Here is a 19,997-nt window from a genome sequence, read left to right on the forward strand (position 1 = left end):
CCCGGCGGGGCCTTGATGCCGGTGGGGTCATGGGCCCAGGCGAGGCCCCTGATGCGCGCCGGGAGGCTTCTGATCCCGCCAGCCGGTTCCGGTGGCTCTTGCGGGGGTATCGGGGCTGCGCTCAACTGACGATACGTCAGCTCATACCCCTCGGGAACGGACACCCCCCATGCTCCCTGACCCGGCCACCCCCGATATCGACGACTTCACCCGCCCCTACTGGGACGCTGCCGCCCAGGGCACCCTCCTCATCCGCCGCTGCCAGAACTGCGGCGAGGCCCACCACTACCCGCGCGAGTTCTGTCCCCACTGCTGGAGCGAGGACGTCCACTGGGAGGCCGCCTGCGGCCGCGCCACGCTCTACACCTGGTCCATCGTCCACCGCAATGACCTGCCGCCCTTCGACTCCCGCGTGCCGTACGTCCCCGCCGTCGTGGACCTGGCGGAGGGGCCGCGCATGATGACCGAGATCGTCGGTTACGGGGACGGGCCCGGCGGCGGCCGACTGGCGGTCGGCGCGCCGCTGCGGGTCGCGTTCCAGCAGGGCTCGGGCGGGGTGGTGGTGCCGGTCTTCCGGCTGGCGGCGCCCTGAGACACCTCGCCCTGGGCCTCGGGGCGCCGGGAGCCCCCCGCTCCCTGATCCGGCCTGATCCTTCCGGCAGGCCCTAAGGCCAGAGCAGTCCACGGGCCCAGCCCGACTCCGTACGCCGGTACCGCAGCCGGATATGACGGCGCTGGGCATCGCCCTGGAAGAACTCCACCTCACGCGGGGCGAGCACATACAGCGTCCAGCTGGGAACGGGCGCGTCGGGCTCGTCCCGCGCCCGTTCCCAGGCGGCCTCCGACGCCCGCGCGAGCGCCTCCGCCGAACTGAGCGGCTCACTCTGACGCCCGGTGAGCGCGGCGGCCAGCGCCCCCGCCGACCGCACCCGCAGATCGGCCCGGCTGGCGTCGGCCCCGGCCGCCGTCACCGTGCCCCGGACCCGGATCTGACGGCCCTGGGTGTGCCAGTAGAAGGCGAGCGCGGCGGCCGGGTTGGCGGCGAGCTGCCGCCCCTTCGCACTGGTGGAGTGCGTGCCGAAGTGCCAGCCGTCGGCGTCGGCGTCGTGCAGCATCACCGTACGCAGATCCGGCGCGCCCTCCCCGTCCACGGTCGCCAGCGCCATGGTGTGCGGCTCGGGCTGCCCGGCGGCGACGGCCTCGGTGAACCACTGGTGGAAGAGGGGAAGCGGTGATGCGGGCGCGGCGGCCGGGGCGAAGCCGGGGAGTCCGGCCGTCCCGGCGTCCCAGACGCGCTGGGTGTGGAGGAGGGCGCGGAAGGCGTCCTGGCGGAGCTGGTCGTGGGTCATGGGGCCAGTGTGGCGGGGTCACTCCCGGGTGGGCTGGGGGCGCCGCTCCGGTCGGTGGTCGGTGTCCATGTGCCGTCGGAGGAGGACGCGGGCGTCGGTGGCGGCGGAGTGGTCGTAGGCGACGCGGGCGTGGCGTTCGGCGGCCACCAGGTCCTCGCAGGTCTGGCAGGTGGGGGGCTGTTGTTCGGTCGTGATCGGGTCGTTGGATCGGGCGCGGAGGATGCGGGCTTCGCGTACGCCGCGTACGGGGAGCCCCCAGGTGGTGAGCTGCTTCTTCATCCAGGCGTCGCTTACGCCGTACTCGGCGGCGAGGGCTTTGATGGAGGCGCCCTCGCAGTAGCGGGCGATGACGGTGGTCTTGTCGGTGTGGACGTGGTCGCGTCCGGTACGGGGCACGGGCTATCTCCTGCTGCGGTACGGGCGGATGTACAGCACCCGGGCGGGGCGGGGGCTGATGGCGAGGGTGTAGCGGTCGGGCCCGTCCGGGATGACGACGGAGACGGCGACCCCGTGGTCGAGCCGGGCCCGTGCGGCGTGTTCTTCGGCGGGGTCGGTGGCCCAGACGCGTATCTCGGTGGGCGCGTCGGGGACGGGGGTCCGCTCGCAGCGGGTGGCCCAGGGGGCGCGGGCCGGGTCGGGGTCCAGCCCGTCCGCGAGGCGCAGGGCCTGCTTGCGCAACCACATCAGGGCGATGTCCTGCGACCGCGTGCGCAGAGTGCCGAGTACGAACGGAACGATCTCGCCCGATCCGTATACAGCACCCTCGGCGATGACATGGCACAGGTACGCGACCGGCGGCCCGCTCACGCCGGACCGCCGTCCTCCAGCAGGCGCTCCAACTCGGCGTCCATGCGTGCCTGAAACGCCTGGGCCTCCAGGCCCCGGCTCCACTCATCGACACAGTCCGCGTCCCAGCGCAGCCGCAGCAGCTCGAACCCGAGCCCCAACCGCTCCTCAGCGGCACCCAAGGCCAGGCTGATCCAGAGCCATAACCGCCTCACGACGTCAGCCGCCAGTGCGCGTGCTCCGCGTTGATCTCCCGCACCCGCTCCCGCAACGACCGCAGAACCGGGGAGTCCGACTCAGCGGTGTCACGGGAGGGAGGTGGATCACTGTCCGGTGGAGTGGGCGGAGGGGATGACGTTCCGATCGCGTGCGGGATACCGTCTCGCATGTCAGCCTGCTTCCGTCAGGTCGGCCATGCCCCCGGACCGGTCGCACGGTCGCGGGGGTCCGTCTCGGTGGGGGCCCGTCGGGCCCGTGAAGAGCCTCACCTGACGGAGACAGTCGCGGAATCATGAACGGGGTACCCCGTATGGGCATATGGGGACCCCTTCGGGGTGGCCGGGGCTACGCTCGACGGATCACTTCCGTCCCCCGCGAGGTACGCCCATGGACGATCGCGAAATCCGACGCAGTGGCTACGACCTGACCCTCCCCGAGGCTCTGCTCAGAAGTGAGGCGATGCGGCGCGCCTGCGCCGTACGGGACTTCGGAGAGATCTTCCGGCTCATCAACCGCCGTACCGGCACCAGCCACGCCGCGATGGCCGCCGCCATCGGCAAGATGACCAGCTCACGCGTGAGCGACATCATCCGGGGCGTACGGGGGATCCGGGGGCACGAGGTCATCGAACGCGTGGCCGATGGTTTCGGCATCCCCGGCGCCATGCTCGGGATGCCCGCAAGGCCATGGGAGGGCTCCCTCACGGATGGAGGCCAGCACTCTCCTCCGGCTTACTCTGGGAAGAGTGCTCGGGAGAACCAGGAGACGGCACACGTCGACCCCATCGTGGTTCCTGGCCCTGGAGCCGGTCACGAGGAGGTGGAGACCACGAAACGCCGCGTCGCCGTGAAACTCGCCGGGCTGACTCTCACCGCCCCGGCAGCCGCTTTCACCGTCCTGGACCAAGCCGCCGCAGAGGCGGCCGAGTTCACCCGTCAAGCCGAGGCCAGCGCACTCACGCCAGAGGCTCTGGACCATCTCGACCGCGCGGTCACCCAGCTCAGTCAGTCTTTCCAGGCCACCCCGCCACGGCAACACTTCGACGCCGTCAGGGAGTACCGCCATCTGGTCGGTGTGCTTCTTCAAGGCAGGCACACCCATCAGCAGGGCCGGGAACTGCTGACCTTCGCCGGATTCCTCTCGGAGATGCTGGCCTGGCTCGCACACGACCTGGGCCACAACAGCGCCGGGCTCACCTTCGCCGACGACGCCTTCGCCCATGGCCGTCAAGCCGGGAACAGCCAGCTCTGCGCATGGGCGATGGACGCGGCGGCCTCCATCAACCTCTATGCGCAGCGGCCCGTGCAAGCCCTGACGGCAGCGCGCCGAGGCTTAGCGCAAGGCCCGGTGAACCATCCACTCACCGTGCGGCTGCATGCCCAGGCAGGCCGTGCCAGCGCGGCTGACGGGAACGCGGAGGAGTTCACCGCCGCGTTCCGCGCCGCCGAGGACGCCTACGAGCGGATTCCGCCCCGGCCTCCGCTACGACTGGGAGACAGCACAATGCCCCTCGCGGAATACGCTCTCACCTCGTATCCGGCCTCTTCCCACATCTGGCTCGGCCAGCCCGAGCCGGCCCGCCAGTACGCCGAACGCGCCATCGCCGCCTACGAGGCAGCACCGGGCAGCTCACCGAGCCGGGAAGCCATCGCCCGTATCGACCTGGCCCTCGCTCACGCCCAACTCGGCGATGTCGACGGCGCGGTGTTCCTCGGCCACCAAGCCCTCGACTCCATCCGGGTCGCCGACTCCGTCCACAAGCGGGCGGACGAACTGACCACCTACCTCACCCACCGCGCCCCCAAAGCCGCGACGGTGGAAAGCCTGCGCGAACGTCTCGCCACCACCAGCACGGCATGAGCCCCTAGACAGCGCCGCAGCGGCGAGTGCGAGGTTCCCCGCGCTTAAGGGCACCTGTACTCGCCGCGCGGAGGCGGACGTCGCGCGAGATGGTGTTCGGCTGCACCATCACCGAACTTGGGTTCCCTCAGCCCACAACCGCCCTACCGCAGGAGGACCCTGTGCGGCGTAGAACGTTCGTAACGGCAGCCACCGGAACGACCGCTGCCATCGCCACACCAGCGCTCGCGGCCACGAAAGTCGGCATGTCGGATGTGCAGCGGCTTCACCACGGTCTGGAACAGCTCGTCCTTCTGGATGATCGCAATGGTGGGCACAGGGCCCTGGAGAAGGCCGCGCTCTCAGGCGTGGGCGGTGCTCTTGACCTGCAAAGGAAAGGGAGTGCCACACAGCGTGTCCGGCAGCGCCTTTACGGCGTCGCGGCGGAATTCACGGGGAAGGCGGCCTGGGCCTGCTTTGACGCACTTCAGTTCGACCAGGCGCGTGACCATGTGATCCGTGCGATAGAGCTTTCAGGGATGTCCCAGGACGGGTATGTGCAATTCCAGATCTGGAATGTCCTGTCCATGGTCGCCCATCGACAGGGTGCGCCCGCCGAGGCTGTCGCCGCAGCCCAGGCGGCTCAGGCGATTCCTCTGTGTCGCCGTGATCCTCTGGTCGCCTCCCTCGCCCATGCCAGGACAGCTGTCGCGCACTCGGGCGCGTGGGACCGGCAACTGGCGTTGCGCAGTCTCGGCCGCGCACAAGAGGCCCTGGCGAAAGCGGACGACGCGCCTCGGCCCTCCTGGCTGGACTTCTATGGGACAGCGGAGCTGATGGGCCTCACAGCGGTTGTGCAGAGGCGGTTCGGCATGGCCGCCGAATCCGAGGCTGCCTCCCACCGTGCGCTGGCCGCTCTTCCGGGGCGCTTCCGGCGGAACCGGGCCATGGTGATGTCGGGGATGGCGCGGGCCCAGCTCAGTCAAGGCGATGTGGATCTCTCCTACGAGACGGCATCGGCGGTCCTGGCGCTCATGGACGGCACATCACTTCCCACCCGGCTGCGCACCGCCTTGGACGGCTACCACCGGGACCTCCTGCGGACCGCCCCTCACTCCGTGCAGGCGAACGAGTGGCCGGATCAGATGCGTACGAAGGGGAGCTGACATGGACGCGGTCGCTCTCCGCCACTACACCCACCCGGACCTCCCCTCGATTCGGCAGCACCTGCTCGATGTCCACGCCGATCTCCCCGAGTACGACCACGGCGACCCTTTCGTGCAGCGGTTTCCCTGGTTCGTGGACCACTGGGGCGGTCTGCCGGACTTCACCTGTGTGATCGCGTATGAGGGGAGCGAGCCCGCCGGGTTCATCTACGGGGCTCCGCTGTCGCACGGTAGCGAGTGGTGGCGCGGGCACACCGTTCCGGACGGGCCGGACACCACGACCTACGCGGTATCGGAACTGGCGGTGCGCCCGCCCTGGCGGAAGACCGGGCTGGCCCGCCGCCTGCACGAGGCCCTCCTGGCCGATCGCTCCGAATCCCTGGCGGTCCTGACCGCCCTGGCTGACACACCCAAGCTGCACCAGCTCTACGCGGACTGGAAGTACACGAAGGTCGGCGAGCGGAGGTTCTTCCCCGACTCGCCGACCTTCGTCGTCATGCTGCGCTCCCTGCCGTAGGACGTCCACCCGCTCACGGCGCGGGGATCACCCGCAGCACGGTCACGATCAGGACGCCTGGGCTCACCTCGTAGCGGATCACGGCGACACGTCCGAGGGTGGCTTCCCTCCGGTCCTGGTCGCCGTTCACGGCGCTGGAGCCGCAGCCGTACGGGGTGCGGGCAACGCCCGCGATGCCGGTCTCGAACTCCTTGCGGCGGGCCGCGTCGAGGGCAGCCCGTCCAGCTTGGGCGATGTCGGTGTACGTCACGCGGTAGCTCACCCTGCGCTCCGGTACTCGTCGTCGCCCAGCTCGTCGGCGAACGTCACCTCGGAGAAGTCCCCGGCGGCGATCCGCCGGGCCAGCGCGTCCTCATCGGCATCGTGCTCGGTAGGGATCGCCAGCACCCAGCGCATCAGGAGCGTCGTCAGTTCCCCGGCCGGGGCACCCTCCATCGCCTCCGTGAACGCGTCGCGTTTCTCGGCCGGGAGGGCCTCCCGTACCTCCTGGATGGTCGACGGCATGGGGACGGGTCCCCCCGTCATGTACATCATGAGCGGCTCGGGGTCCGCCGTCGTGAACCCGGAGAAGTCCCCGCTCTCCAGCCGCTTGAACGTCGCGTCGTCCGCGTCGCGGATATCGGGACGGGTCTCCAGCGCCCAGTGTCCGAGGAAGAGCTTCAGCGCCTCCTCGAACTCCTCCCGCCGGACCGGCGGGAGCGCGGCGCGGATGTCCTCGATGGTGCTCGGCAGCTCGATGTGCTCTCCCCGGAAGAACGTCGTAAACGGCTTGTGGTCGCCTGCGGGCCCTGTCACGGTGGCTCCCCTCCGTGCGGCGGGCACGGTCGCGCCCGCGTCGGAACAGCTTCGGCACTCACCGTAGGGAGCGTCCGTACGGTGACGGGCTCGCGCGACACGGCGCGCCGGCGCACTGTCCCTATGGAGATAGAGGGAGCAGCCCTCGTGCCTTCTCCATCAGTGAGGCGTCCTGGAAGGTGAATCGTCCGGCCGCGACGTGATCGTGGCCGTAGAGCGGTTTCGCCAAGGTGACTCTCTGCACCATGTCGAGGGACCACTCCGCGTCGGGCAGGTCCAGCGAGCCAGGCTTGGCCACGGTCCGGGCCGACCATCCGGTACAGGCGAGCCAAGCCGCCCGCGCGTGTTCTGGAGGGCTTCCGTAGAGACCACTGGCGTGGTGACGGCCGGCCATCGCGAACAGGTCGCCAGGTTCGAAGGTGTTGCCCTCAATAGGGATCACCCCGAGGACCGCGGTGTCGCCAGAGACACCGGCGAGCGTATAGCTGAGTACGCAGTAGTGACCGGGCCAGTCATGCAGCATTCTGAATACGGTGATCCGTCCACGCCCGTTCAAATTCTTCGCCATGCATATGCCCTTCTCGACGAAAGCAGCCCCAGCCACTGTAGGGGTGGGGCTGCTGAGCCTGCGGGGAACTCGGAAATCAAGGGTGATCACCGCACGGCAGTGGATCACCGGGAACGTCGTCGCTGTCGTCACCACCGCAATCCACGGTGCTGGTGACCCATAGTGGCCCGTTCACGGCGTAGCCGGCTCGCTCCATCGCGTCGAGAGTGCGCGGGATGACGACCTCTGGTGCTTCGTATGTTGCTGTTGGGTCATCGAACGGGGCGTGCTGGACCTTGCGCCAGCCGTGACGTGCGAAGAATGCATCGTATTCGGCCGTATATTCGAGGAATACATGCCAACCCAGGTCAACCAGCGGGCTCGGGCTGAGTGTGGCACTGCTGGGGGGCCGCTGGGCGCAGGTGGCGAGGAATGCCAGCGCCTGGTCAGTGATCGCCTCTGCCTGTTCGATGCTCAGGCCCCCCTTTCGCGTTAAACGACGGCTGAGGCGTTCGAAGAATGGGGGAGCGATCAGCCCTCGGCCCGATTGTGCCGTGACGGCTGTTGCGGACATGGTCACCTTCCCTTCGGGTGAGTTGTCGTACCGGAGCGTGGGTGGCATCACGGTCAGAGATCTTTAAGGGCCCATCTGTGCCAAGGCCGATTCGGCTCCCGCTTGGGTGCTCGACGGTGAGTTCGCAGGATGGGTAGGCCGACGGTACGCCAGTGATGCCGATGGGTGGGGAGCGATAAAGCGGCGCATGGGAGCGAGGTGGATTGCAGCGATACGTATGCTCGTGCGCCCGCGCATCGGGGTGCGCGGGCAGGTGTCTTTCCTGTGTGAGATGAGCCCTTCGCAGGCTCGCCAGTGCGAGGGCAGAGCGGATATCCGGCGCACCAGGGTGTTCGGCGCCGGGTACGCCACAGGGCCTCACCGCCGCAGCGGTGAGGCCCTGTCCGTCGTGCCCCTGACGCCCAGCGGGCGCGGCTACTTGCCGAAGTACGCGTCGTACACGGTCACGCTCGCCTTGCCGCCCTTGGTGTCGGTGGCCTGGCCGCGCAGGGCGACCGACGTGCCCTTCGCCGGGTGCTGGGCGGTCACCTTCCCGTCGGTCACGGGCAGCTTGGTCCAGGTCGTGCCGCCGTCGTACGAGATCGAGACGGTGAGCGACTTCAGGTTCTTCCCGGCGGCCGGGCCCTGGACCGTCACCGGGAAGGTGGCGGTGCGGCCCGCCGGGACCGTGCCGTCCAGGGCCACGGAGGTGCCGAACCGCACCGTCGAGAGCTGCGTGAGGGTCTGCTCGTCTCCGGCCGGGCGGGCGCTGCGGAAGGTCCAGGAGGCGTCGACACGGGTGCTGACGCGGGAGATGGCGGGGCTGCGCCGGACCGAGGTGGCCAGGGTGTACTCGGCGTTCTCGGGGTCGACGGTGAAGCTCTCCCCGGCGCCCGGCGGCAGCTGGTCCTCCCTGATCCTGGTGGTGCCCTGGTGGAGCGTGGTCCGCGCCGAGGTGTGCGGGGACTGGCCCGCGTGGGAGGCGCCGTCGGAGAAGAGCGGTATGCCGAACTGGAGGCTGTCGCCGTAGCGGTAGGCGCCGCTGTCCGCGGGCGTCGACGGGGAGTGGACGGCGGTGCCGACGGGCACCGCGTGGGTCCGTCCGGGGGCGTACTCCCGTGCCTCGCCGTTGAACTGGACCTCGTGCTCGCCTTCGGCGCTGAGCTGGAACGCGTGCGGGGCCCAGGGGTTGCTCTTCGCGCCGGTGTCCGTGGCGACGTAGTGGGTCCGCGTGCCGGGCAGGGCGAAGGTGCTCCTGGGGGTGAAGCTGGAGCCGTCCAGGCCGCTCTCCATGATGGTGTACGCCGACTTGCCCGGCCTGGAGGCGGCCACGGTGACGGGGAGCTTCGCGAAGTCAGCGGCCGTGAAGCTCTTGTCGACGCCCGTGGCGAGCCGCTTGACCGGACCGCCGACGGCGGCGTTGTACTGGGTCGCGCCGCGCTCCCACTGGCCGTGGAAGGTCTGCCGGATCGTGACCCCGCTGGGCCGGGCCGGGCCCAGTTGCGCGGTGCGGAGGTCGCCGAACCGGTCGACGTCGAACTCGCCGTTGAGGTACCGGCCGGCCTTCGAGACGTCGTACGTCATCTTGGCGCCGGTCAGCTTGGCCTTGGCGTCGGGGACCGTGATCGAGACGGGCTTGGCCCGGCGCGCGTCCAGGGTGACGGTGGTGTTCTCCGTCAGCGCCAGCCGGGGCTGGATCAGGTGGTCCATGCCTCCCTGGGGTCCGGCGTACCGGTTGCCGGACAGGGCGTAGTCGCCCTTGGGCAGCCGGAACGTCGCCGAGGTCTTGCCCTGCGCGTCCCCGGCCGAGCCGCGACCGTCGCCGGAGATCTGCTCGACCAGGCTGCTGAAGTCCCCGCTGGGCTTGCCGTCGCGGCCGACGTATTTCACGGTCAGGGCGTAGGACTCGACCTCGCGGTCCACGAGGGCGACGGTCCGCAGGCTCTGGCCGCCGCCGGTCGCGGTGACGGTGGCGGTGTAGGTCCCGTCATGGGCGCCGCCGAACCGGGTGTCGGCCGTGACGGGTACGGAGGCACTGCCCCCGGCGGGGACCGTCACCCGGCCGGTGCCGAGGGTGAAGAGCTTGGCCGAGGCGGGCTTGCCCCGGGCGTCGACGGCCCGGACGGCGAGGTCCAGCGTGATGGCCCGCTTGCCGTGGTTGCGGTAGGTGATCTTCTTGGTGACGGGCTTGTCGTCGGTATGCGGCCAGGCGTGGAAGCCGAAGGAGAGGCCCGACTGGTCGGCGGTGACGGTCTGCCTCAGCGCGCGGTCGGCGGCGATCTCCCCCGCGCCCTGCTCGAAGACGCCATGGCCGCCGTCCTTCGCGGACGCCATGAGCGCGGCCTTGATCCGCGCACCCGACCAGGAGGGGTGGCGCTGCTTGAGCAGCGCGGCGGCCCCGGCCGCGTGCGGTGCGGCCATCGAGGTGCCAGAGACGGAGACATACCCGGCCGGGCGCTCGCCCTGTTCCCGGGCGATGGCGCTGCCGGGGGCGGAGGCGGCGGTGATGGCGACGCCCGGGGCGGTGACATCCGGCTTGAAGCCTCCGTCCACGCGCGGACCACGGCTGGAGAAGCCGGCCATGCCTCCGGTGTCGTTCACCGCGCCGACGGTGAGGGCCGCCTCCGCGGTGCCCGGAGAGTTCACGGTGCCGGAGTCCGACCCCGAGTTGCCCGCGGCGACGGCGAAGAGGACGCCCTTCTTCTGGGACAACGTGTTGAGGTGGGCCTCCACCGGATCGAGACCGGGTTCGTCCCGATGGCCGAGGCTCATGTTGATGACCTGGGCGCCCCGGGCCACCGCCCAGTCCATGCCCGCGAGGATGCCGGAGTCCTCGCCGTTGCCCTCGTCATCGAGCACCTTGGCGTTGAGGACCCTGGCCCCGGGGGCGACGCCCTTGTGCTGCCCGCCGGAGCGTGCCCCCGTGCCCGCCGCCGTCGAGGCGACATGGGTGCCGTGGCCGTTGCGGTCCTTGGTGTCGGGGGAGTCGCTGAAGTTCTTCGCCCCGGTGACCTGGCCCTTGAGATCCGGGTGCGTCGCGTCCACACCCGTGTCGAGGACCGCGATGGTGACGCCCTTCCCGGTGTATCCCGCCCGCCATGCCGTCGGCGCGCCGGTCCGGGCCACGCTCCGGTCCAGGCTCGCGGTACGCACCGCGTCCAGCCAGACCGTGGCGACCCCGGTACGGGCGGTCCGCGCGCCGTCGGCCTCGCCGTCGGGCCGGGTCAGGCTCTCCCACAGCGCGCCCGCGTCCCGCTCGGGGACGGTGAGGGCGTCGGCGTTGAGGGCGGGGAGGGTGCGGCGGACCTCGGTGTCGCTCCGGGCGCCCGCGCGGGCGGCGGGTCCGCCGGTCCCCTCGTAGGCGACGATGACCTTCAGGCCCTTGCGGTAGGCGTGGCGGCTGGCGGGGCTGTTCAGCCCGGTGATGTCGAAGAGGCGGCGGTCGAGGGTGCCCCGGGCGATGAGCCGTTCGGCGTCGAGGGGGATGACGAAGGCGCGGCCCTCTCGGGTGAAGGACCGGACGGGTATCCTCTCGCGGCCCTGGGCGCGGTCGATGGAGACGACCTTGCCACGGGCGTCGACGGCGACCCGGTCGCCGGTGATCAGGGTGACCCAGTGGTGCCCGGGAGCGGCGCTGTCGGTCCCCGCGGTGACGGCCCCGCCGCCGGGGCCGCTGGTGTCCGCGAAGGAGGCCGTACTGGTCAGTCCGGCGACGAGGGCCGCCGCCGCGAGGGCCGTGGTGGCGGTCACGGCCCCCCGGCCATGACGTCTGCTGGTGAACAAGCTGTCTCCCCCATGCTCAGCGGGCTCGGGTCGGCGCGTCGCCGGGAGCGATCCGCTGCCCGCTCCCGGCGGGATAGAGCGGTCACCGGGGGAGCCGCGTTGTCATCCGATCCAGAGATGGCTCAAAAGGGACTATCGAGAGTCCGGTGATCCGGTGTGCCTTGGGGAGACATCGGCCCCTGAGGGGGGAAGCCCTGTCGCGGCTTCCCATGACGGGGCGAATCCGATGCCTGGGGCGATAGATTTCAGCCATCGGAATGCGTTGCTCCGGCGACGGGCGCGCGCCTGGTGGCCCCTCTCTGCGCGGCGGGCACGGTCGCGCCCGCGTCGCAGCGGCCTCGCCGCCCACCGTAGGGGTCGTCCGTACGGGACCGGGCCCGCCCGACACGGCGCGTCGGGGGCACCTCGGCGCGCCGGGGTGCGGGGAGCCGTGGCCCGCGCGAGGACCGGAGCGCCGCCTATGTGCCGCCCTCTCCTGTGACGCGGGGATCCTGGTGGCGTGTGACGGCGCACCGGAGGTAGTTCGCGTAGGGGTAGCGGTTGGAGCGCCGGAGGAAGAGGAACAGGTCGTGGATGTCCCGGTGGGGGCGGCTGGTGGCGAAGGCTTCCAGGAGGAACTCGATCGCGGGCATCGGCTCGGATCTGCGCTCAAGTTCCATGACCACATGGGGAAGCTCGGATATGGAATAGGTCCGGGCGGCCGTCCGCAGGATCTCGTGCATGCTTTCGCCGAGTTCGCTCGAACGCAGACGTCCCAGCAGGGAGACGATCTCCGCCGGAGATTTCTCTGTTCCGGCGGTGAGTTGAGGGGAGTGGGCTGGCCGCGGTGGAGCGGCCGGGGCGGGTCCCGGGGACAATTCCGCCAGCGCGGCCGTGCGCCACATCCGCTCGAAAAGCGGGATCTCGGATTCCGGGCTGGTGCTGTGCGCGCGGGTGGCCAGCACTTCCACCAGGGCGTCGATGACGTCCCACGGGGGAAGGCCCGGCTTGGAGAAGGCGTCGTGGAGGCGGGTGCGGGAGATCGCTCCTGTCATGGCCCGGCACATGGTGGACAGGCTGGGCAGTCCGGCCCGCAGATGGAGTTGGTGCAGGGCGTTGTTGAGATCCTTGAGCGGCCCTTCGGTGAGTTCGGGGTGCTTGAACCGTCCGGGCCTGCCCATGTGCTCGCCCCATCGCCGTTCAGAACTGTACGGAACCGTCCCATCATGTACGCGGGCGTTCTGTCTTGCGGAGTCCCATTCCGGCCTTGCGTCAGATGTCGGTGCTCGTCCCGTCGTCCTCTCCCGGCCGCACGCTGGTGGAACACGCAAACCGGCGGCACTGCCGTCACTCATAGGGGGGATATTCCGATGCGGGACATCTCTGAGCTGGTGCTGGCGGGTTTTTTCGCGCGGATCTTGTCTGACCTGGTGGTGTTCGCCTGGGGGCAGCTGCGTGCGCGCCGTCAGGCGGAGCGGACAAGAGAGACGGGTGGACGGCCGGAAAGCGGCGCTGCGACCGTTGATGACGCCCTGTCATAATGTGGGACTCACTGGCGTCTGATCTTTTTTCTGGGCGTACTCCACCGACCAGGTAATTCTGTTGAACCGGATGATTCGGGAGCGTCGTGAGTCTTCAGTATCTCCACCCTGTGAACCCCGCGACTGGGGATCCAGGTGATCCTGTTGTTATCGCTAGTGCACGGGATATCTCCGCTGCGGTGGCATCGGCGCGGGCGGCGTTCGCCTCCTGGCGGGATATCGGCGTCGAGCGGCGGGGCGAACTGCTGCGCCGCGCCGCCGATATCCTGGAGAAGGAAGGTGATGGGATCGGCGCCGTCATCACCGCGGAGATGGGCAGGCCCCTGGCGGAGTCCGTGCCCGAGGTCACCAAGTCGGCGACCTTTCTGCGGTACTTCGCGGACACGGCGCGCGATGCGCTCGCTCCCACTCCTCTTGATCTCGCGGGTCTGACGCTGCCGGAGAAGAAGGCCCACATCCGGTATGAGCCACGCGGCGTGGTGGCCGTGGTGAAGCCCTGGAACGCGCCGGTCCAGCAGGTCGTGTGGGCCCTGGGCCCCGCGCTGGTGGCGGGGTGCACGGTGATCGTCAAACCGTCGGAGTACACGCCCGCGAGCGCGCTCGCCTTGCAGTCGGTTTTCGACCGGGCGGGATTCCCCGAAGGCGTGGTCCAGACCCTGCCGGGCGACGCCGACACCGGTCGCGCGCTGCTGGAGCACGAGGTGGACATGGTCGCCTTCACCGGCAGTGTGGCATCGGGCCGTGATGTCGCGGCCACGATGGGACGGAAGCTGCGCAAGTGCGTCCTGGAGCTCTCCGGGAAGGACGCGCTCATCGTGGATCCCCGGGTCCAGGGGCTGGACCTGGTGGCCGCCGGCATTGTCTACGGAGCCTTCTCGAACTGCGGTCACTGGTGCAGTTCGGTGGAGCGGGTGTTTCTGCCCGACACCCTCGCCGACGAGCTGACCGGGCGGGTCGTGGATCTCACCCGGAAGCTGCGGGTGGGGCCGGGGGCGTCGGCGGGCGTCGATATCGGGCCCGTGGCCAACCGTAAGCAGTACGAGGTCGTCGCCTCGATCGTCGACGACGCCCTGGCCCGGGGAGCACGGGCACTCACCGGCGGCGCCCCCCTGTCCGTACCCGGGCATGAGGGCGGACTCTTCTACGCTCCCACGGTGCTGGTGGATGTGCCTGCTGACGCGCGTCTGGCGCGGGAGAACGTCTTCGGTCCGGTCGTCGCCATCCACCGGTTCAGCGACGTACGGGAGGTGCTCGACCAGGCCAACGACACCTCGTACGGGCTGGGGCTCTCGGTGTGGACCGACGACCCGGAGTTCGCCGAGTGGGCCGCCCGTGGCAGCGATACGGGAATGGTCTGGGTGAACGAGCCGCTCCAGTCCATCGCGGCATGCCCCTGGTCGGTCTGCAAGGACAGTGGAATCGGGGTGGAACTCGGCGCCGCAGGTGTCCGGGAGTTCACCTACGAGAAGGTCGTACAGGCCCAGTTCGACGGCAATCACCAGACGCGGCCCTGGTATTTCCCCTATAGCTGACGGTGAGATGAACCCCGACCCGACGCCGTTGGCGCTGAGCATCACCATGCTGGTGATGCTCAGCGCCATTGCCGTGATCTGTGTACGGGAGATGAGGACGCGCGCCCGGTGGAGAGCGTCGGTGGACGCCGCGACGGGCTCCGCGGAGAAAGTGCGTGAGGAGCTTTCGCTGTTACGGAGGGGTCTGGATGTCGCACGGTTCCATGAGGGTGAGGTATGCGACCGTACCGGTTTCTACCGGCATATGCTGTCCGCCCTCCGCGATGTCGGACGCTCGGTCGACCTCACCCAGCTCGACTCCTATCCGCCGCGTCACTACGGCACGCCGGAGATGGTCGAGTACTTCGAACTCCAGAAACGACGGGTCCAGGATTCCCCGCAGATCAAGTTCCGCCGGATCGTGGCCGTGCCCACACCGGAGAAGCTTGAGTGGCTCCTCGATGTGATCGAGGGGGCGCAGGGCTGTCCGAACTTCCAGATCAATGTCATCGATATGTCCCGGGCCGGGTTTCTGCCGCCTCCTTTAAGTCTCCAGATATTCGACCGCAAGGAACTGTGCCTGGTTGATCCCACACTGGGATACATGCTGCCGGAGGATCAACGGCAGATGCTGTGGCTGCGGGGAAGTGCCGCGGGTGAGGTGTTCTCGGTCTACTACGAGAGTCTGTGGACGCTGGGGCAGCGACTCAAGGAGGGGGAGATCGTCTACTGGGATCTCCTGGCGGGTCTGCATGCCGAACTGGCGGCGAGATTTCCGGAGAAGAAGGATCTGCTGCGTCGTGTCGGCGTCCGTATCGAGGAACTGTCCGGTGGGGCGATGCGGTGAGTCCGGCGTGATCGAGACGATCGGAGGGGTCCGTGAAGGTGGCAGTCGGCACGAACGGCCGCATGGCCGAGCAGGACGCGATCTCCCTGCAGGGAGCCCTGCGGGACAACGGGTTCTCCTATATCCGTGGTCTGCCCGCGTCGTGTGACCACGCCTCCCTGTTCTCCTTTCTGGGGGAGGTGATTCCCCAGTACAACGGGGTCGCCGTCCGGGAAGTGCGCCCCGAGGCGGATATGGAGGGCATTTACTCGGTGTCGAACCTGGACGCGCTGTCACCGCATACGGAGGGCTATGAGTTCCCGACCCTGCCCGCCAGATATGTCGTGCTGTGGGCCGTCCAGCCCGCCGCCGGACCCGGTGGGGAGACGACACTGGCCGACGGATACGCCTACCTTGAGGGATTCTCCCCACAGGACCGGCGCCGGTTGAGCACCGACCTCTACGCCTGGCGTTCCAATGTGAGTCTGGAGCGTCGCGGTGTGGAGCTCTCGCGGATCCATCCGGCCCTGGAGCACCAGCCGGACGGGCTGGTCATGCACTACTGCTCGCGGGACATCCTCCGGACGGGGGATCCGCTCCAGAGCCGGTACGTCGATGAGGGTCTGCGGTTCTTCGCGGATCACCATGTCGCCGTGGCCATCGAGAAGGACGCCGTGCTGGTGTGGGACAACTGGCGCATGATGCACGCCAGGAACGCCTTCACCGATCCTCGGCGGCATCTGCGGCGCGTTCTGCTGGGAGACGTCCGGCTCCGGTCATAGACGCGGGTGCGTGGCGCTCGCGGTGAGCCTCTCCCTGGTCCTGTCGCCGTCTCACCCCCGCCCCAGCACCACCGTCCCCGACGAGCAGAACCATCCGCCCGTCCCCGACGCCACCGCCAGCTCCGGAAGCGCCCCCGACGGCTTGCGTACCTGGTGGCCCCCCGCCTCGCCGCGTAACTGGCGTACCGCCTCCACCAGCAGGAACAAGCCCCGCATACCGGGGTGACACGCCGAGAGCCCGCCTCCGTCCGTGTTCACCGGCAGCGCGCCGCCCGGTCCGATCCGCCCCGTCCCGATGAACGCGCCGCCCTCGCCCTTGGCGCAGAAGCCCAGGTCCTCCAGGGTCACCAGCGTCATATAGGTGAAGGCGTCATAGATCTCGGCGATATCGATGTCGGCGGGGCGCACGCCCGCGCGTGCGAAGGCGAGACGGCCGGAGACGGCGGCCGGGGAGACGGTGAAGTCGGGCCACTCGGACATCGCGCTGTGGGAGGCGTACTCGCCGCTGCCCAGCACCCACACCGGGGCCTTCGCCGTGTCGGGGACCAGCTCCTCCGCCACCAGCAGCACCGCGCAGCCGCCGTCGGTGCGCGGACAGCAGTGCAGCTTGGTGAAGGGATCGGCGACGGGCGCGGACCCGAGGACGTCGTCCACGGTGATCGGGTCCCGGAACAGCGCGTCCGGGTTGCGCGCGGCATGGGCGCGGGTCTGGACGGCGACCGAGGCGAGCTGCTCCAGGGTGGTGCCGTAAGTATGCATATGGCGGCGCGCGGCCATGGCGTACTTGGCGATCAGGGTGTGTCCGTAGGGCGCCTCGAACTGGAGCGGGCCGCGCGTCCCGAACGACAGCTCGGCGGTGCGGCGCCCGGCCTTGAGGTCGGCGCGGGCGGTCGATCCGTACACCAGCAGGACGGCGCGGGCGCGGCCCGCCGCGATGGCGTCGGCGGCGTGTGCGGCCATGACCTCCCAGGTGGCGCCGCCGACGGAGGTGGAGTCCAGCCAGCGGGGGCGCAGGCCGAGGTACTCGGCCACCTCGACGGGCGCGAGCGTGCCGAGTCCGGCCGAGGCGAGGCCGTCGATGACGGACCGGTCGAGCCCGGAGTCGGCGACGGCCCGGCGCGCGGCCTGGGCGTGCAGGGCGTAGGGGGTGGGGCCGTCGGCGCGTCCGCAGTCGGCGAGGGCGACCCCGACGGCGGCGACCTTGCGGGGGGTGAGGGCCATGAATCTGACGGTACATCAGGCATACGGTCCGCGCGCGAGGCGAAAGAGGCCCGCACGGCTCTGGGTTTCTCGTGCCCGCCCTCCTAATATGACGAGCCGTCAGAAAGGGGTGGCGGTATGGACAGCGCCATGGCCAAGACCGGCTCCGGGAGCGGACCCGGCGCCACGCCGACGGCCGTACCCGCCGATGGCACGGCGCGGACGCCCGCCGACACCTCCCCCGAGCGGGACGCCATCCGCCGCACCCTGCGCGAGACCCTCACCCGCCACACCGGGCCCGACCGGCTGCGCGCCGCCGTCGACAGCGCCGACGGCTACGACACCGCGCTCTGGACGCTGCTCGCCCAGCGGCTCGGGCTGCCCGCGCTCGCCCTGCCCGAGGAGTACGGAGGCATCGGCGGCACCCTCCCCGACCTCGCCGCCGCCTGCGCGGAGACCGGGCGGGCGCTGCTGCCGTCCCCGCTGCTGGCGACCTGTGGACTCAGCGCCCCGCTGATCCTCGCGCTCGGCCGCCCCGAGCAGCGGACGCGGCTGCTGCCACCCCTCGCCGACTCCTCGCTGACCTGCGCGCTCGCCATCCCCGGCGGCGCGGTTCCGCTGGCGCTCGGCCTCACCGGCGACAACGCGTCCGGGGCGTGGGCGGGCGGCGGCCGGGCCGGGGGAGTGCAGGCGCGGACCGCGCCCGGCGGGGGCTGGACGCTGTACGGGGAGGCCGCGCCCGTCCTCGGCGGCCACAGCGCCCCGCTGCTGCTGGTCGCCGCGCGCACCGGGGGCTTCCCGCGCGGCCGCACCCTGCTCTTCCTGGTCCGGGCGCCGTCGCCCGGCCTCACCCGGACCCGGCTGACCGCACTGGACGAGACCCGCCCCCAGAGCCGTATCGAACTGCGCGACTGCCCCGCCGAACCGCTGGGCGCCACCGACGGCGACCCGGCCGACGTGTCGCGCGCCCTCACCGGCACCGGCCGCTGGGTGGCCGCCCTCCTCGCGGCCGAGGCCGTCGGCGCGGCGGAGAGCGCGCTGGAACGGACCCTCGCGTACGTCCGCCAGCGCGAGCAGTTCGGGCGGCCCATCGGCTCCTTCCAGGCGGTCCAGCACCGCCTCGCCGACCTCCATGTCCGGGTCAGGGCGGCCGGTGCGGCGGCCCACCACGCCGCCCGCGCACCCCATGAGGCGCCACTCGCCCTCGCCCACTGCCTGGAGACGGCCCGCGAGGTCACCGCGCAGGCCATCCAGCTCCACGGCGGCATCGGCTTCACCTGGGAGCACGAGGCCCATCTCTTCTTCAAACGCGCCACCGCCGACGAGCTGCTGTTCGGCCCGGTGCACGCGCTGCGCGCCCACGCGGCCGAACGGGCGGGCCTGTTCAGCGACCCGGAGACGGCGGTGCGGTCTGCCCCCGGGCCAGCCCTACGATCCGTGACGCCCGTGACGCCCGTGATGCCAGCGACAGCCATGACGCCAGCGACACCCGCTACACCCCCGACATCCGCACCCGGCCCGGAGGAACCGTCCCGATGAGCCCGCGTCAGACCCGTACGGTACGGATCGTGCGGCGGGTCTCCTCGTCCCGGCCCTTCGCCCGGGTGGCCCCCGTGGTTCTGCCGCCCCTGGACCGCGCCCTGCACCGGCTGACCCGGGGCCGGGTGCTGCTCTCCGCCGCCCTGCTGCCCAGCCTCCTGCTCACCGTCCCGGGCGCCCGCACCGGCCTGCCCCGCACCACCCCCCTCGCCGCCCTCCCCGAGCCCCCCGACTCCTGGCTCCTGATCGGCTCCAACTTCGGCCGCCCCGCCCACCCGGTCTGGACGGCCAACCTGCTGGCCCACCCGGACGCCGAGGTGAGCTGGCACGGCGAGACCGTGCCGGTGCGCGCCCGCCTGCTGGCGGGCGAGGAGCGGGCGGAGGCATGGCGGCGGCTGGTGGTGTTCTGGCCGCCGTACGCGACGTACCAGGCGCGGGTGAGCCGGGAGATCCGGGTCTTCCGGGTGACGCGGCGGGCGCTCTGAGGGACGCGGGGCGTGGGCCTGGCTCAGCCCCGTCGGGCCCGCACCGCGTCCGTGTACAGCTCACGCGTCAGATCCGCCTCACCGACGCCCAGTTCGATCAGGATCCTGTGCACATCGGCGAGAGCCGCCGCGAGGTCCGGTTCCGGAGCGAGGGTCTCCACCTCTAGGAAGTGGCCGTCGAGTTCGGGGACGCTGACCAGCGTGGCGAGGAGATCCCTGCCATACGCGTGAAAGGCGTAGTTGCGGCAGTGCTTCTCGAAGGCGATGGACGGTACGTAACCGAGCCCGCGCAGCAGCGCATGGGTGGCGGCGGCGTCCTCGACGCCCGTCTCCCGCTCCGGTTTGGATCCGGACGCCTCGTCCACCGCCGCGCCTTTGAACGTGAGGACGGTACGGGAGCCCGCCGCGCCGTCCACGGTCCGGACCCGTAGCTCCTGCCCAGCCCGATCAAGCCGTTCGTCGGGCGTGTCGTAGTAAGTGTCCCGGTAGATCTCGACACGCGGGGCGGCGCGCTGCGCCAGTACGCGGGCCAGGGCGTCGGGATCGGCGACGCGCGCCTTGATCTCGGCCTCGATCACGT

The 19,997-nt window shown here is 70.5% G+C and carries 21 protein-coding genes; 9 read left to right on the forward strand and 12 right to left on the reverse strand.

Annotation, left to right across the window (positions count from 1 at the left end; genetic code table 11):
- Positions 1–169: 169 nt before the first annotated feature.
- Complete coding sequence (locus tag ACFVIM_RS03900) at positions 170–592, forward strand: Zn-ribbon domain-containing OB-fold protein (RefSeq protein WP_384298026.1); 423 nt, start codon at positions 170–172, stop codon at positions 590–592.
- A gap of 73 nt (positions 593–665) precedes the next feature.
- Here ACFVIM_RS03900 and ACFVIM_RS03905 read toward each other — a convergent pair whose 3' ends face one another.
- The 4 genes from ACFVIM_RS03905 to ACFVIM_RS03920 are packed head-to-tail and all read right to left on the reverse strand — an operon-like array spanning position 666 to position 2,350.
- Positions 666–1,349: a pyridoxal 5'-phosphate synthase gene (locus ACFVIM_RS03905; protein WP_384298029.1), complete on the reverse strand. Its 684-nt coding sequence runs from the start codon at positions 1,347–1,349 to the stop codon at positions 666–668.
- An 18-nt stretch (positions 1,350–1,367) separates the two neighbouring features.
- Positions 1,368–1,745, reverse strand: coding sequence for a hypothetical protein (locus ACFVIM_RS03910; RefSeq protein WP_384298031.1), 378 nt, complete (start codon positions 1,743–1,745; stop codon positions 1,368–1,370).
- A 3-nt stretch (positions 1,746–1,748) separates the two neighbouring features.
- Entirely contained in the window at positions 1,749–2,156 is a 408-nt protein-coding gene (locus ACFVIM_RS03915; protein WP_384298033.1) for a hypothetical protein, read from the reverse strand.
- On the reverse strand, positions 2,153–2,350 hold the full coding sequence (locus ACFVIM_RS03920) for a hypothetical protein (RefSeq protein ID WP_384298036.1): 198 nt from the start codon (positions 2,348–2,350) through the stop codon (positions 2,153–2,155). Before ACFVIM_RS03920 ends, ACFVIM_RS03915 begins: the two co-directional genes overlap by 4 nt.
- A gap of 391 nt (positions 2,351–2,741) precedes the next feature.
- On the opposite strand from ACFVIM_RS03920, the gene ACFVIM_RS03925 reads away from it, so the two are divergent.
- The 3 genes from ACFVIM_RS03925 (at position 2,742) to ACFVIM_RS03935 (ending at position 5,876) form a co-directional block, all read left to right on the forward strand.
- Complete coding sequence (locus ACFVIM_RS03925) at positions 2,742–4,214, forward strand: XRE family transcriptional regulator (RefSeq protein WP_384298038.1); 1,473 nt, start codon at positions 2,742–2,744, stop codon at positions 4,212–4,214.
- A gap of 245 nt (positions 4,215–4,459) precedes the next feature.
- Entirely contained in the window at positions 4,460–5,359 is a 900-nt protein-coding gene (locus ACFVIM_RS03930) for a hypothetical protein (RefSeq protein ID WP_384298040.1), read from the forward strand.
- 1 nt (position 5,360) lies between these two features.
- Positions 5,361–5,876 (forward strand): GNAT family N-acetyltransferase, encoded by a 516-nt coding sequence (locus tag ACFVIM_RS03935; RefSeq protein ID WP_384298043.1) that lies wholly within the window; start codon positions 5,361–5,363, stop codon positions 5,874–5,876.
- Between the two features lie 13 nt (positions 5,877–5,889).
- Here the strand turns inward: ACFVIM_RS03935 and ACFVIM_RS03940 are convergent, their stop codons facing one another.
- The 6 genes from ACFVIM_RS03940 to ACFVIM_RS03965 form a co-directional block, all read right to left on the reverse strand.
- Positions 5,890–6,126 carry a hypothetical protein gene (locus ACFVIM_RS03940; RefSeq protein WP_384298045.1) on the reverse strand — a complete coding sequence of 79 codons (237 nt, stop codon included), beginning with the start codon at positions 6,124–6,126 and terminating at the stop codon, positions 5,890–5,892.
- Between the two features lie 8 nt (positions 6,127–6,134).
- The gene (locus ACFVIM_RS03945) at positions 6,135–6,671 is read right to left on the reverse strand and encodes a hypothetical protein (RefSeq protein WP_384298048.1); all 537 of its coding nucleotides are present in this window, start codon (positions 6,669–6,671) and stop codon (positions 6,135–6,137) included.
- 121 nt (positions 6,672–6,792) lie between these two features.
- A complete protein-coding gene (locus ACFVIM_RS03950; protein WP_384298050.1) occupies positions 6,793–7,194 on the reverse strand; it encodes a hypothetical protein in 402 nt (133 codons plus the stop codon).
- Positions 7,195–7,315: 121 nt separating this feature from the next.
- On the reverse strand, positions 7,316–7,792 hold the full coding sequence (locus tag ACFVIM_RS03955; protein WP_384298051.1) for a hypothetical protein: 477 nt from the start codon (positions 7,790–7,792) through the stop codon (positions 7,316–7,318).
- Between the two features lie 414 nt (positions 7,793–8,206).
- Positions 8,207–11,554, reverse strand: a complete 3,348-nt coding sequence (locus ACFVIM_RS03960; protein WP_384298054.1) for a S8 family serine peptidase — start codon at positions 11,552–11,554, stop codon at positions 8,207–8,209.
- Between the two features lie 458 nt (positions 11,555–12,012).
- A complete protein-coding gene (locus ACFVIM_RS03965) occupies positions 12,013–12,714 on the reverse strand; it encodes a hypothetical protein (RefSeq protein ID WP_384298056.1) in 702 nt (233 codons plus the stop codon).
- A gap of 470 nt (positions 12,715–13,184) precedes the next feature.
- On the opposite strand from ACFVIM_RS03965, the gene ACFVIM_RS03970 reads away from it, so the two are divergent.
- From ACFVIM_RS03970 to ACFVIM_RS03980, 3 genes are read left to right on the forward strand one after another with little or no spacing between them, the layout of a single operon-like run.
- The gene (locus tag ACFVIM_RS03970; protein ID WP_384298081.1) at positions 13,185–14,606 is read left to right on the forward strand and encodes an aldehyde dehydrogenase family protein; all 1,422 of its coding nucleotides are present in this window, start codon (positions 13,185–13,187) and stop codon (positions 14,604–14,606) included.
- A 7-nt stretch (positions 14,607–14,613) separates the two neighbouring features.
- Complete coding sequence (locus ACFVIM_RS03975; protein WP_384298059.1) at positions 14,614–15,432, forward strand: hypothetical protein; 819 nt, start codon at positions 14,614–14,616, stop codon at positions 15,430–15,432.
- Positions 15,433–15,470: 38 nt separating this feature from the next.
- The gene (locus ACFVIM_RS03980) at positions 15,471–16,193 is read left to right on the forward strand and encodes a TauD/TfdA family dioxygenase (protein WP_384298061.1); all 723 of its coding nucleotides are present in this window, start codon (positions 15,471–15,473) and stop codon (positions 16,191–16,193) included.
- Positions 16,194–16,244: 51 nt separating this feature from the next.
- On the opposite strand, the gene ACFVIM_RS03985 is transcribed toward ACFVIM_RS03980, so the two are convergent.
- A complete protein-coding gene (locus tag ACFVIM_RS03985) occupies positions 16,245–17,414 on the reverse strand; it encodes an acetyl-CoA acetyltransferase (protein WP_384298064.1) in 1,170 nt (389 codons plus the stop codon).
- A 117-nt stretch (positions 17,415–17,531) separates the two neighbouring features.
- Between ACFVIM_RS03985 and ACFVIM_RS03990 the strand changes: the two genes are divergently transcribed.
- Together ACFVIM_RS03990 and ACFVIM_RS03995 are read left to right on the forward strand one after the other, a co-directional pair.
- Positions 17,532–18,932: an acyl-CoA dehydrogenase family protein gene (locus ACFVIM_RS03990; RefSeq protein WP_384298066.1), complete on the forward strand. Its 1,401-nt coding sequence runs from the start codon at positions 17,532–17,534 to the stop codon at positions 18,930–18,932.
- Positions 18,929–19,417, forward strand: coding sequence for a nitroreductase family deazaflavin-dependent oxidoreductase (locus ACFVIM_RS03995; RefSeq protein WP_384298068.1), 489 nt, complete (start codon positions 18,929–18,931; stop codon positions 19,415–19,417). The genes ACFVIM_RS03990 and ACFVIM_RS03995 overlap by 4 nt, the downstream gene beginning before the upstream one ends.
- Positions 19,418–19,440: 23 nt before the next feature.
- On the opposite strand, the gene ACFVIM_RS04000 is transcribed toward ACFVIM_RS03995, so the two are convergent.
- Positions 19,441–19,995 (reverse strand): class IV adenylate cyclase, encoded by a 555-nt coding sequence (locus tag ACFVIM_RS04000; RefSeq protein WP_384298083.1) that lies wholly within the window; start codon positions 19,993–19,995, stop codon positions 19,441–19,443.
- Positions 19,996–19,997 lie beyond the last annotated feature (2 nt).

The organism is Streptomyces sp. NPDC057638 (assembly GCF_042800315.1).
Classification (GTDB): domain Bacteria; phylum Actinomycetota; class Actinomycetes; order Streptomycetales; family Streptomycetaceae; genus Streptomyces.